The organism is Pseudomonas weihenstephanensis, assembly GCF_016812185.1.
Taxonomy (GTDB): domain Bacteria; phylum Pseudomonadota; class Gammaproteobacteria; order Pseudomonadales; family Pseudomonadaceae; genus Aquipseudomonas; species Aquipseudomonas weihenstephanensis.
Map to the genome: position 1 here is coordinate 140,850 of NZ_JAAEBV010000003.1, position 12,376 is coordinate 153,225.

At 53.9% G+C, this 12,376-nt stretch carries 10 protein-coding genes and 1 pseudogene; 3 read left to right on the forward strand and 8 right to left on the reverse strand.

The genetic code is table 11. From position 1 onward, the window contains the following. Positions 1-2: 2 nt before the first annotated feature. The 5 genes from GYN01_RS11245 to GYN01_RS11265 form a co-directional block, all read right to left on the reverse strand. A complete protein-coding gene (locus GYN01_RS11245) occupies positions 3-2,981 on the reverse strand; it encodes an RHS repeat-associated core domain-containing protein (RefSeq protein WP_203307071.1) in 2,979 nt (992 codons plus the stop codon). A 174-nt stretch (positions 2,982-3,155) separates the two neighbouring features. Further along, positions 3,156-4,346, reverse strand: a complete 1,191-nt coding sequence (locus tag GYN01_RS11250; RefSeq protein WP_048401973.1) for a hypothetical protein — start codon at positions 4,344-4,346, stop codon at positions 3,156-3,158. Beyond that, a complete protein-coding gene (locus GYN01_RS11255) occupies positions 4,330-6,045 on the reverse strand; it encodes an AAA family ATPase (protein WP_203307072.1) in 1,716 nt (571 codons plus the stop codon). Before GYN01_RS11255 ends, GYN01_RS11250 begins: the two co-directional genes overlap by 17 nt. A gap of 141 nt (positions 6,046-6,186) precedes the next feature. Further along, positions 6,187-6,522 carry an RcnB family protein gene (locus GYN01_RS11260; RefSeq protein WP_048401971.1) on the reverse strand — a complete coding sequence of 112 codons (336 nt, stop codon included), beginning with the start codon at positions 6,520-6,522 and terminating at the stop codon, positions 6,187-6,189. Positions 6,523-6,637: 115 nt separating this feature from the next. Next, the gene (locus GYN01_RS11265) at positions 6,638-7,684 is read right to left on the reverse strand and encodes a DNA topoisomerase IB (protein WP_203307073.1); all 1,047 of its coding nucleotides are present in this window, start codon (positions 7,682-7,684) and stop codon (positions 6,638-6,640) included. A 283-nt stretch (positions 7,685-7,967) separates the two neighbouring features. On the opposite strand from GYN01_RS11265, the gene GYN01_RS11270 reads away from it, so the two are divergent. The 3 genes from GYN01_RS11270 (at position 7,968) to GYN01_RS11280 (ending at position 10,751) form a co-directional block, all read left to right on the forward strand. Beyond that, positions 7,968-9,134 carry an acetyltransferase domain-containing protein gene (locus tag GYN01_RS11270; RefSeq protein WP_203307074.1) on the forward strand — a complete coding sequence of 389 codons (1,167 nt, stop codon included), beginning with the start codon at positions 7,968-7,970 and terminating at the stop codon, positions 9,132-9,134. A 70-nt stretch (positions 9,135-9,204) separates the two neighbouring features. Further along, positions 9,205-9,411, forward strand: coding sequence for a cupredoxin domain-containing protein (locus GYN01_RS11275; RefSeq protein WP_203307075.1), 207 nt, complete (start codon positions 9,205-9,207; stop codon positions 9,409-9,411). Then, entirely contained in the window at positions 9,408-10,751 is a 1,344-nt protein-coding gene (locus GYN01_RS11280; protein ID WP_203307076.1) for an OprD family porin, read from the forward strand. The genes GYN01_RS11275 and GYN01_RS11280 overlap by 4 nt, the downstream gene beginning before the upstream one ends. Positions 10,752-10,794: 43 nt before the next feature. Here the strand turns inward: GYN01_RS11280 and GYN01_RS11285 are convergent, their stop codons facing one another. The 3 genes and pseudogenes from GYN01_RS11285 to GYN01_RS11295 all read right to left on the reverse strand — a co-directional run bounded on the left by GYN01_RS11285 (position 10,795) and on the right by GYN01_RS11295 (position 12,348). Beyond that, entirely contained in the window at positions 10,795-11,571 is a 777-nt protein-coding gene (locus tag GYN01_RS11285) for an ion channel (protein WP_048401967.1), read from the reverse strand. Positions 11,572-11,643: 72 nt separating this feature from the next. Further along, positions 11,644-11,775 (reverse strand): annotated as a pseudogene (locus GYN01_RS11290) (GNAT family N-acetyltransferase); the annotation flags it as partial. 87 nt (positions 11,776-11,862) lie between these two features. Beyond that, on the reverse strand, positions 11,863-12,348 hold the full coding sequence (locus GYN01_RS11295) for a copper chaperone PCu(A)C (protein WP_048364869.1): 486 nt from the start codon (positions 12,346-12,348) through the stop codon (positions 11,863-11,865). Positions 12,349-12,376: the final 28 nt, after the last annotated feature.

The window sequence follows — 12,376 nt, forward strand, 5'->3', positions numbered from 1 at the left end:
TATCACGCTCGAGAGGGTCGCCACAAACGCGCAATATTGCTGAAGCCTGCCCTGGCTGTTTGCAAGAGTACCCCCCGCACCTCAGTAATTGCCGACACGATGCCCCGCGCAACCCCCACCCAAGTGCGCGTGCGAGCACTTTGTGCAGTTGCAGGTGAGCCTGTGACATAAGCGGCAACCGCCTCAATCCCCACACCCGCCCAGTACGTCCATGTTTGATTGAACATTCGACTCACTCCGCCATGCAGCGTGTCGGTCAGAGGTGGGAGTTGAAGGGTTTGCTGATGCCGCTCAAGCCGCACCGAGGTATGGCCACTGCGGATAATGGCGCCTGCTGCGCCATCGTAAGCTTCTATCAGGGGGGCAATATTAGGGATCAGCGGAGCAGGTATAGAGCCAGCAAAAATGGCGTTGGGCACCGTTGCCAAACCATAGGCAGCAGAGGCCATCAATGTTCTTGGCACCCTCGCGCCAAGCGGTGTCTGCCCCCAGGGCGCGTTATCACCCAGGCCACGCAGCGACTGCTGCACTATTTCGCGTGAAAAAGCACGCAGGTGGCCACCTAGCCGCTGTCGCGCCACCGGGTCCCACACTTGGTCTGTGTCCCCTGCTTCAACGCCCGCGCGGTGCTCAAACCCTATATCAGAGGCAGCGGCTACTGCAAAACCAATGAAAGGACTCCAGCGCACTGCATTCCCCAACAAGCCACTTGTCATATGCAACATGGCGAGGGCATCAAGTAAAGCCACCGTGCTTCTCAAGGCATTGTTAAGTGCCGCAGTGGGCTGTACCCCCTCAAAAAGAGCAACATCCAGACCTGTGCTCAAGGCGTTGCTGATGTAGGTCGACAAGGCGTCACGAATGGCCGCCGAACTCCCGATTTGCACACGAGACCTGACCGCACTCGACACCTGTGCAATATAGCTACGCAGGGACACCGTTCGGCTTTTGGGAACAGCCACATCATTGCTTTGCAAGCCTTGGGCGTCACGGCGATTGACCGGGTTACCGTTCGCCATGCAGTACAAATTCAAACCGTCAATATCACCGGCAGGGTCTGCGCTGATCCAGCGAAACAACCAAGGCGCGTAATAACGATAACCAAAGTAGTACAAGCCACTGGCATCGCGCTCCTTGCCCGAAAAGCGCAACGTTTTATAGCTGGCTTCAATGGCGTTTTTAGAAGCCAGCCATGAGGTGCCGCCATACGGGTAGTAGTCTTCCTGGCTAAGCAGACGCGCATCTTGATCCAGCTCCAATGTACGACTGCCTAAGTGCGTCGAAAGGCTGTAACGCATCTGGCCATCCTCCATACCGGAAGGAAGACCTTGCTCCCACAGCAAAACACGCACGCTGCAAAGATCGCCCTCTACCGTCACAACATTCAACCATTCGCCTGTTGCACTGTTGCGTCGAATCTCCAGCCCCGGCAAATAGCGAGTCTCAGAACGGTGAACCTTGCGGTGAGCGTTATACACACGCGCTTTGAGTATTCGCTGGCCACTTCCATCGTAGCGATAGACTTCGTCATCGTTTGCCCCATCCACACGCACCACTTGAGTCACGCGCTGTAGTTGATCGCGCAACGTCCAGTGCAAGGTCTGGCCTTGCTGTAGGGCCTGCTGATTACCATTGAGATCAAACCCGCTGCCTAACATTGGCGCCGATGAAAAGCCTGCGTCCTGGGCCAAACTGTGATTGCTCTTGCTTGAGACACTCATGTGCCGCGTATAGCCGCTCCCTTGCGAGGGCAGGTGTTGCAGAGAAACAAGGTTTCCGCCTGCATCGTAAGCGTAATGTTGGCGATAGTGGCGGCAACGCCCGACGATACTCGAACCAAAATCCACTCGCCCCGGCAAGCCCGGACCGTGGTTTTGCTGGGCATTCTCACGTCCGGTCGCCGTTATCAATTGATAGAGCGTGTCGTACGCATACGTACAGGATGCCTCGATTTGCGTGTTGTCCAACCACTGCGTCTGTTGTGCTGTGTCACGAATGCTGAGTACTTGCCCAACGGGGTCGTAGGTATAACTCAGGTCCTGTAAGGGCAAATCAAGCTGACCATCACGGTAAGTTGTACACCTTAGCAATTGATCTGTAGCCCCATCGTAAGCCAGCACACTGCGCATGCCATTCCCCGCATATTCCCTCTCAACGTTGCCGCTTGCGCTGTAATGGCGCTGCTGCAACACCGTGCGGCTAACACCCCTGCGTAACGTGACCGCTATGGATGCCAACAAACCATCCACCCCATAACGCGGCACTTGTCGATAGCCCTTGGCATCCGTCTGAGCCACTAATTGCCCTAAGGCGCCGTACTGGCATTGAGTGGCATAAGCGTGGTGTTCAAGCGCCAGATCTCGTAACGCTGGCAACAACGGCCAATCCGCTTCCTCCGCCAAATCCAGGCAAAATCGTCGCGACTGCGCCGTGGTATTTCCCCACAGATCGTAGTGCTCATACAGCAACGTCCCTGCGGGATCATCATGACGTCTCAAACGGCCACAGCCATTGCCCGCCGCTTCTTCATCGGATGCTTGGGCATAGCTGAAGCGCTCTGCGCACCTTGGCTGCGGCGCATTGGCGGGTTGTTCAAATACCGCAGTCAGACGCAAAAGCGAATCGTATTCATAGCGATGTCGGGTACCGGCACCATCCCAACGTTCCAGCACCTGATTACTCGCCCCTACCCTGACAATACGCGGCCCTTGATCCAGATTACGGCAGCACAACACGTAACCCGAAAGTGAGAAAACAGTGCGTTGATTCGGTTGGAGGCTCGGGTCTTTTTCGTGCAGCGCGCCCAAGCGCGCATCCCATTGTTCACATAGAAAGCCTGAAGCGGTGTAAGACTGCCGGCTTATACGTGCCTCAGGAGGTTGCGCTGTTGAACGACGGTGGTATGCCACGCAACGCACTTCTAAACCGCGCGGATCGAACGCGCCGAGCGAAGGGGTATGGTGATGCAAATGGTGAGTCATGATCGGATTCCTGAACTGCACAATGATTAAAAAGTGTAGATATCAAGCGCCATCGACATGCCATATTCGGTACGCGTTTTGTGATGGGATACGGGCAGTTACAACATATTCAGATCATTCACGGCTGATGGGTTGTCGGGTCTTACAGCACCAAGAGGGCAACACGCGTAGCGCTTAATGTTCAGGCTGGCTGACCACTTGCAACGCTTGTTCAAACAGGTCGTTGATGGCCTCGACTTTAAATTTTTGCGCTGACACTTTGGTAGTGGGACGGCTCAGATCGAGCACCGCGGCATGGAGGGGCGAGTTGAAGTTCACAGCACTGAGGTCTACACCCTGCCCCTTCAAAAACTCTCGCAACTTATAGGTATCCAGATACCAGGCGCGTAAATTTTCATTTCCGTTGTACAGGCCCTTGATTTTGAAAAGCTCAATGTTTTTATCCTTGAAGGGCTCATTTTGTGGCACCACATCAAAGGTAAGCGTTTGAGCCTCGTTACCGTCAGGCACAAACCCGACCCTGAACACACTCGCGCCCTCAAGGCTGTCGATATAAGGATTCATGTGGCCGAGCATGGAGCTGTTTCTTTTGTGTTTTTGATTACAGATCGATCCCGCCGGGATCAAATTGAACAAAGAAATCGCCAGGAACGGGAAGCGCGTCTTGGGATAAAAGTGATCAAGGTCAGGACGTACCGAAATAGCGGAATACGTCTGGATCTCCTCCAGCGCGCAATAGGGACAGACCGTCAGGGCGAGTTGACCCGTGATCGCCATACCAAATTGTTCAGAGACAGCTTCGTAATCAAAACAATCTTTGAATACCTGTATCCAGGTTGGAAAGCGCTCTTTATCGGCGTCGGTGACTTGCGAGTGACCGCGCTTGGCGTTTTCTAATCGACACAGGTAGCGCTTTTTTTTATGCCGCGGCAGGTCGGACTCCAGCTGTTCAATAATATGAGGCGTTAAGCACAGCGTGTACCGGTCGGTTAAAATCCGCAATTCGTGAATGGCTTTAATCACAGCCAGATCAAAAGCGTCTTTCCCAGCCGCCGACTGTATATCGAGGTTAACGGCATCGAACGCCAGGTCCGATTCCGTCAGCAGATAGGCGTAACAATACCGCTCGGCAAGCATCGGGAACAATGCAAACAGCTCTTCAATTTTGGCTTCAAACAGGGCGGGTGGAGCAATCAGCAGCCCCTTCAAGTAGTCTTTAGTGAACACCCCTCTCGCCTTGGCCTGCTCGTCGAGAGGGACCTTGTTGAGCAGGTTAACTATTTTGGGATACAGCACATCTTCCAAGGCGTACTCAACGTACGTCTGGATGAATGCATCCGCGTAGACTTTATTGATTTTGATCATGATAGAGAAAATAGTTCTTGATGGGAGTGCCCGGCAGTTTTTCAATCAGCGCGCGGTCTTGGGAGGTTAATTGCCCTTGTTTGGCTGCCTGCAACAAGTGCGCAATTTTTCGCTGTGCGTGCTCTCCAAAGGTCGATGTCAGGTGCATGCCATTCATATAAATATCGGCAATGCTATTACCAAATCCTGAGGACGGGGTCACTTCAATATCGCCGTCTTCATTTTTGGCGAGCGACACAATATCGTCAGGCAAAAAGTCACTGATCATGATCGGCGAATGGGTGCAGATAATAACCTGAGGCTTTCTGACACCTCGGCTCTGCTCCAAGTACCACAGGTGAGATAAAAACTCATGCAAAAACGTCCGTTGCCATTCGGGGTGCAAATAGAGATCGGCCTCGTCCAGCAGAAAAATATGATTGGCTTGGGGTGGGGCAGTCGTCAAATAGTGATAGCTCTCGGAGAATACATGCGCACGTGCCAGCTCACCACTGCTGATACCCCGCCAACCCCACTTTATGTTTGCAGCGATATTTGCAGGCAGTCGCTGGATGACCTCGGTCAACTCTTCGATGGTCGCATAGTCATCTGTCTTGACCCTGCGCAAGTTCAGATATTCTCCGTCATAACAATGGTCAATTATAAGGGTGGCGATCCGTTCAAATATATTGAGATAGCCTTCTAGCACCTTATTCATGTGTTCGACGCGAAGTCCATTTTTGGAAAAGCGTACCCACTCTGAATAGGCCAGCTTCTGCAGCGCTCGCCTCAAACAATTAGAGACGCTCAAGCTGTCAGCGTTATCCCTTATCACGACACTGTACTGATGAAGCAAGCGAGACAAAACATCGTCTTGTGCGCCCAACACTTTACTGAGTGCACTGAGGATCGAGAGTACGTTCATACCCAACAGGCGTTGGAACACGCTAGGTACGCCGATTCCCAATTCACTCAATACGGGTGAATAATCGATATGTTCCCATTTGGAAAGCAGTTCATCACTGTGTTTAGTCGTTGCTGGGTCTCGCCGAATAACACGCTCAACAATACTCAAGGAAGACGATGAAAATGTGAATTCAAAACTGACCTGTTCCATGAACTCATCACGATCAGAGGCATTATTGAAATAACTTAACAGCTTCTCAAAATAACGCTTTTTACGGGGCGTACTTTTCACATTTTCCCGCAGACTCAAATCATGAATGAATTTCGGGGTCTTGGTTTTGGAGAAATTCAACCCACCGTATTCACCGGAAAGCGTATTGATTTTTACAACATGTACGTTGTTATCGAACAGAAACCCCTGATTGTCTGGCACATGAAAAATCTCGGCATCTGACTCAACCCACCCCAGCTCGTCAACTGTCATGTTGATCTTGCATAAGTGATAGCGGGCCTCAACACGATCAAAAAACACCACCAGCGCTCTGGAGTCACTCTCACCACTGAGCAACTCCAGTACTTCCAGTGTGCTGCTCTTGCCCGCGCCATTAGGCCCAATCACGGCCGTACAATGATGATCACTGTAAAACCACGTCGTCTCTTCTTTTTTAAACAGCTTTAAACAACCCAGACTGTAAGTGCAGTTAAAACTGCCATTAATAGGAATATTAAGGTTCTTTAACGCCTTATGTTCCGCCACAAAAATATGGACCAAAATCATTGCCGTATCCATTGTAAGTAAGGCAAAAGACGGCATCTTGCCCTCCCTTCCTCAACCATTAATCCTTGGCATGCCAGACACATGCGAATAATGGCATTTTACAATCAACCATAAAAAAAGTGCTACGGCCCACAGTAACGGCAGAGCCGCTGTGCTCAGCGGCCCTTCCCCGTCGGCTTACTGGCTTACGACCGTGCCATCCAGTGCGCGTATTTGCATAATCACCGCGTTAACGCGGTTGACCAGCACGTAATGACGGCTGAACTCGACCCACTGGGCGTCTTCGTCAGGTTTTGGTAGGCCTTTGGCTTTCCAGTTTTTAAGTGCATTTTCCTCGCGGGTGTATTGATCAGGCGCCTTGTCCCCACTGGTGTAGCACGTGTGGTGATCCATGGATGTGGCCAATATGGAGCCTTTCTTGCAATCGCTGGCGGTGTCATCTGCGGCCTGCGCAACAAAGGGGGCTGCGCATAAAAAGCCGGCAATGAGTGATGCACAAAGGGTATTTCGCATGGTTAACCTCTTTAGGACGCAATAGACCGTATTCATGCCTGTGCTGCTGCAATGAGCGTCAGGCTTGAGGGGTAGACCCTTACAGCGCGCCAGAGTGCCGAACTTTCGATAATGGTCAGGCATCACCGCCTTTGGCCTGGGTATGCAACAGAGTATCGAGGAACATTGCCAGTCCCACTTCCTGCACTTTTAGCCCTTTGCGTACCCTTGGCGTGGGCAAATCAGCCAGTGCGCCTGATATGAACCCCTCTAGCACGGCCGGGTGGATATAGCACTTGCGACACACCGCCGGGGTGTTTCCCAAGTGTTTAGCGACGTTTTTCACCATATCAACCACGTAGCGTTTGGCGTCTGCCTCAGGCTCCCATTGCAGGCCTCGCAAGACAGACAACGCTAATGCGCTGCCGGCCCAGGTACGAAAGTCCTTGGCGGTGAAATCAGCGCCGGTCAAGGTGTGCAGATAGGCGTTAACATCAGAGGACGTGATGCTGTGGCGTGCCCCCTCTTCGTCCAGATACTGAAACAGGTTTTGCCCCGGAATCTCCAGGCAACGTTTGATGATCCCCGCCAGCCTGCGGTCCTTGACTGAGATTTGATGCTCGACTCCGCTTTTGCCGCGAAACTGAAATTTAATCGTGGTGCCACTGACCTCAACATGGCGGCTGCGCAAGGTCGTTAGCCCATAAGAGCGATTGTCTTTGGCGTATTGGGTGTTACCGACGCGGATGAGGGTCGCGTCGAGCAAAGTGATTACCGTGGCCATCACCTTGTCCCGACTGAAGCCCGGTGTGGCGAGGCGCGCTTCCAATTGCTTGCGCAGCTTGGGCAGGGCCCGCCCGAATTCGCGCAGACGCGAGTATTTACTGGCATCGCGCACTTCACGCCAGCGCGAGTGATAACGGTATTGCTTGCGCCCTCGGGCATCACGCCCCGTGGCTTGAAGATGCCCGCGTGGATCGGCGCAGATCCATACCTCGATATACGCGGGCGGCACCGCAAGGGCATTGATACGTTTAATTTCGCCCGGATCAACAATGCGTCGGCCTTCGGGATCGAAATAACGAAATTTCCCACGTGACCTTTTACGGGTGATTCCAGGCTGCGTGTCGTCGACATAATGCAGGTCGGGCGGCAACACATCGGGGAACGGTGTCTCGGGCATGGCAGCGATCCTCAAGGAAAATGGGCCGTTACAGCCATTGACCGCGTGCTCGGGCAGACGTGCCAACCCACTGCAGCCTGCGGTTCTTGTGCCTTGCCTCGGTGGTCGCCGAATCAGCCCATCACAACCTCAGCACAAGCTCTTGTGCTGAGGCATTGATGAGCAGGGTCCAGGCTCGGTGGAATGAACGATGGTCAATCGAATTGGGAATGTTATAAGATAACTATTAATTCATGTTCGCCCTTGCACGTTCATTCCCACAATCCTTGCTTGCGATCCTTCAATGAATAACGCTCCCACTGCTGCACCTCCCATTCACCAACGCCTGCTGTCCATTGACGCCCTGCGCGGTCTGGTGATTGTGCTCATGCTGCTGGACCACGTGCGCGAGACCTTCTTGCTGCACCGACAGGTCGCTGACCCAATGAGCATTGACAGCACCGAACCTGCCCTGTTTGTCAGCCGTACCCTCGCCCATTTGTGTGCCCCGGTGTTTGTTCTGCTCACGGGGTTGTCCGCGTATCTCTACGGCGAGAAATATCAGGGCAAGCGCGATGTCTCCGCTTTTCTGTTTAAGCGCGGCCTGTTTCTGGTGGTGCTGGAGTTCACGCTGGTCAACTTCGCCTGGACCTTCCAGTTCCCGCCCAGCGTGATTTACCTGCAAGTCATCTGGGCCATTGGTATCAGCATGATTGCGCTCTCAGCCTTGGTCTGGTTACCCCGTCCCGCGTTGTTTGTTGTGGGCCTCGTCATCGTGGCCGGGCATAACCTGCTCGACACAGTGCACTTTGCGGTGGGTTCTGATCTGCACGTGCCGTGGGCAATTTTGCATGACCGGGGCTGGATCGAGTTCTCGGACACCTTGCGACTGCGCACCTCCTACCCTGTGCTGCCGTGGATCGGTGTCATCGCGCTCGGTTATTGCGTAGGCCCGTGGTTTACACGCTCGATTTCAGCCCACGTCCGTCAGCGTTACTTGTTGTTGACGGGTACAGGTCTACTGATGGGTTTTGTCGCGTTACGTTGGCTCAACGGTTATGGCGAGGCGCAATGGACGAACTACGGGAATGTCACCCATACGCTGATGAGCTTTTTCAACATCACCAAATACCCGCCTTCGTTGCTGTTCCTGACACTTACGCTGGGCGTTGGGCTCTTGCTGCTGTTGGCGTTTGAACGTGCCCAGCAACACAAATGGCTCAGCACACTCGCGGTATTGGGTGGCGCACCGATGTTCTTCTATCTGTTGCACCTGTATGTGCTCAAAGTGCTGTATGTGCTCTGCGTTGCAGCGTTTGGACTGAATCACGGCGCCTACTTTGGTTTTGACGGCATTGGCGCTGTCTGGCTCACCGCCATTGCGCTGGTCACTGCTCTGTATTGGCCGGTGCGCTGGTTTGCCGGGTTAAAAAGCCGTCGACGTGACATCACCTGGCTCAAGTATTTTTGAAGGGATACCCGTGGATGGCGCACAGACCCTGCGCTTTCGAACTTCTTGAACTGTTTTTGGATGAATGAACATGCGACGTTGCTCCCTGCCCCTGTTTCCGACCAATGCATTGCTATGCGCGTCGGTTGCAGCCCAGCCCCATGAAGTGAAAATGCTCACCTGTGGCGCCACGAGAAGCATGCTGCATGAATCGAGTTACTTACAGATTGCGCCCACACTGCCAAAGCTGGCGCTCGATCGCCTGAGTGCCGCGTTTGAACAACAGGTTGCGCAATGACGGCGCTGCACACTCGGGCCGCGATGCTGATGGTGTTCGTCAGCCCGATCACTCTGGCTGACTCCATTCAATCCCAAAGCCAGGGTTTGATCGAAGATAGCACCTGGAACGTGATTAACCGCACAGTGTACGACCGCCGAGACTACCAGCATGGCGCTCGCAACAGCGGCGCCCGTAACGCCTACAAACCTAAGGCCGAGCGTAATGGCTATGCCGAAGAATGGGCCTACGGTTTGATGGCCACCCTGCAATCAGGTTTCACACAAGGGTTGATTGGCGTAGGGGTCGATGCGCACGCCTACCAAGGCGTCAAACTCGACAGCGGTGGCGGACGGGCTGGCAAGGCGCGCTTGCTGGGGCTGGACAACGAAGGTTACCCCAAGGACAACTTTAGCCGAGGCGGAGCAGCACTTAAGCTGCGCATGTCCAATACCGCGGTGTCCTACGGCGAACAGCGGGTCAAAACGCCAGTCTTCAGCTCTTCCGACAGCCGTTTGCTTCCCGAGACAGCAACCGGGGTCTTCGCCGTCAGCCATGAGTTTGCAGACCTTAAAATGGTCGGCGGGCATTTCACTGAGAGCACCGACCGTAACGCCAGCAGCCACGATCAAGGCTTTGTGGTGAACTACTCCAATGCGCTCAAACGCGATGCCTTTAACCTGGCAGGCGTGGTTTATACCCCGCGCAAAAACTTCAGCGCCAGCCTCTACACCTCACGCTATGAGAACACCTGGAACCAGCACTATCTGGGTGCGATCTTTAGCCACGCGATTGATGCTAAACGCGCGTTGACATTCAACTTCAACCTTTATCGCACAACCGATGAAGGCAAAGCGCTGTCAGGTAGCATCGACAACACGACTTGGAGCGCACTCTCTACCTACTCCCAAGGGCCGCACAGTGTCAGCCTCGGTTACCAAAAAGTACACGGCAGCACACCGTTTGACTACGTGACCCGAGGTGCCATTTTCATTACCAACGCCGTTCAGTTGTCTGACTTCAACGCACCCAACGAACAGTCATGGCAAGCCCGCTACGATCTGGACATGTCGCCCTGGGGCCTGCCCGGATTGATGTTCAGCGCAGCCTATGTGCGTGGCAGTGATATCGACGGCAGCCATGTGGACCCGCGCGGCGGCTATGCCTACTTGGGCTATGGCAAACATGGCAAGCATTGGGAGCGGGACCTGGAGGCGCGTTACGTCATACAGAGCGGCGCCGCCAAGGGCACCCTGCTGTCACTGCGCCACAACGTCCACCGGGGCAACGCCGCACAGGCCGAACTGGACACGGACCAGATACGGCTTGCCATTGAATACCCGCTCAGTGGCAGGCTCTGAATCATTCAAGGCGAGGGGATCGATGTTTCCTCGCCCCCCCCCCTTAAAACTTATGACCCAGGGCCATGCCTGCAAAAAATGACAACACAATCAAGGCAAAGCTTGCCCACAGCGCGTATCGCTTGAGGCTGACCAATTGATTGTTAACGGTGTCCACTTTAGTACTCAGAGCACTCAGCAACGTCGACATGTCTTCCAGCGCTTTCGACGTGTGGGCAAACCTGTCCGTCTGAACCTGTGCATGTTCGCGGTCATTAAGGATTGGCTGTGCCGCTGACTCGCCCCTGGCTGAATACCAGCCCGCGCGTCCCAAAATGATCAATATCGCGGTCGCGCTGTACGTCATCCCGACCAGGGCCTGGGTCGCCACAACAATACGTCCCGCCCCGGCCTTGGGCAGAATGTCGCCAAAACCCAGCGTTGTGAACACGACAGTGGACGCGTAGAGATAGTCCTCTTTCAAGGGACTTTGCAGCACTGAGTAGGCTCCGCACGTAGTCGGGATGTCTAACAGGCAGTGTCTCTGATAAAGAACCGCAAACAGAAAGATGTAAATCAGCGCCACGGCCAGAAAAAAAGCAAAGACAATACTGCCTTCCCAGGGCGCAGGTTTTATCCCCGAAAAGAGCGCGATATTAAAGCCTGCATAAAAGATCATCAGCGCCAGATAGCTCTGCCACCAATCTGTGAACACCAAACAGGCATAGACAGCGAAGCCCCCCGTTAGCGCAATGACCAGCAGCCCTAAAACGTCTGCTGTACGGCTCTCTTTTTTGGCTAACCACGTATGAAAATTTTCATAAAACAACGGTTTTGACATCTATAAACCCGCCTTCCCGGCAAACAGTTAAATCCATGAACAGCCGCTTTTTTTACCTTCAACGGCCATCTTTCAGGTGGCGCGTAAAAGCCGTCGCTCCATATGGGTCGTATGCCACACCGGGTCGTGTTCGATGTCCGTCAGCGTAAACCCTTGCCGACGCCAAAAATCGACGGCGCCGGGCAGAAACAGAGGTGTATGCAACGCCGCACGCGTAGAAAACATCTGCGCCTGCGCCTCTGTCACGAAGTCCACAACTTCAGCGATATCGCCCGTGACTCCGTAAAACGATCAGTGCATGTTGCCGTGATCTGACATGTGCATGGCCCCATGATCATGCTTGGACACGGCGTTGAGCGCGCGGGCCGGGGCCTTGACCTCAATCGATTGCTGAGCGCCTTTGGCATCCTCAATGACCAGCGTCAGTGGCACGCTGTCGCCCTCTTTGATTTGCCCGACCAGGTCAATCAGCATGACGTGATAGCCCTCTGGCTCAATGTCGACGGTTTTACCCGCCGGCAAAGCAACGAAAGGCACAGGTCCCATGCTCATCACATCGTTGACCATTTTCATCTCGTGGATCTGTACGGTCCTGGCCACAGGGGATTTGACCTCCACCAGTTTGCTGTCCGTGGTCGAAGTAATGTGCATGAAGGCACCACTGGCTTGCTGGCCAGCCACAGTGGCACGTACCCACGCGTCATCCACGGTGGTTTGCGCCGAAACGTGCAGGCTCAAGCCCAGCAACGACAACATCAGATACTTAACAGGTTTCATAAGGTTGGCTCTTTCAAAGGGGCGTTAA

Bases quoted from the DNA above. Each gene is read 5' to 3' on its own strand.
- GYN01_RS11270 (WP_203307074.1), top strand. From the start codon at position 7,968: ATGAATAACGCTCCCACTGCTGCACCTCCCATTCACCAACGCCTGCTG.
- GYN01_RS11285 (WP_048401967.1), bottom strand. From the start codon at position 11,571: ATGTCAAAACCGTTGTTTTATGAAAATTTTCATACGTGGTTAGCCAAA.
- GYN01_RS11295 (WP_048364869.1), bottom strand. From the start codon at position 12,348: ATGAAACCTGTTAAGTATCTGATGTTGTCGTTGCTGGGCTTGAGCCTG.
- GYN01_RS11265 (WP_203307073.1), bottom strand. From the start codon at position 7,684: ATGCCCGAGACACCGTTCCCCGATGTGTTGCCGCCCGACCTGCATTAT.
- GYN01_RS11245 (WP_203307071.1), bottom strand. From the start codon at position 2,981: ATGACTCACCATTTGCATCACCATACCCCTTCGCTCGGCGCGTTCGAT.
- GYN01_RS11275 (WP_203307075.1), top strand. From the start codon at position 9,205: ATGCGACGTTGCTCCCTGCCCCTGTTTCCGACCAATGCATTGCTATGC.
- GYN01_RS11260 (WP_048401971.1), bottom strand. From the start codon at position 6,522: ATGCGAAATACCCTTTGTGCATCACTCATTGCCGGCTTTTTATGCGCA.
- GYN01_RS11280 (WP_203307076.1), top strand. From the start codon at position 9,408: ATGACGGCGCTGCACACTCGGGCCGCGATGCTGATGGTGTTCGTCAGC.
- GYN01_RS11255 (WP_203307072.1), bottom strand. From the start codon at position 6,045: ATGCCGTCTTTTGCCTTACTTACAATGGATACGGCAATGATTTTGGTC.
- GYN01_RS11250 (WP_048401973.1), bottom strand. From the start codon at position 4,346: ATGATCAAAATCAATAAAGTCTACGCGGATGCATTCATCCAGACGTAC.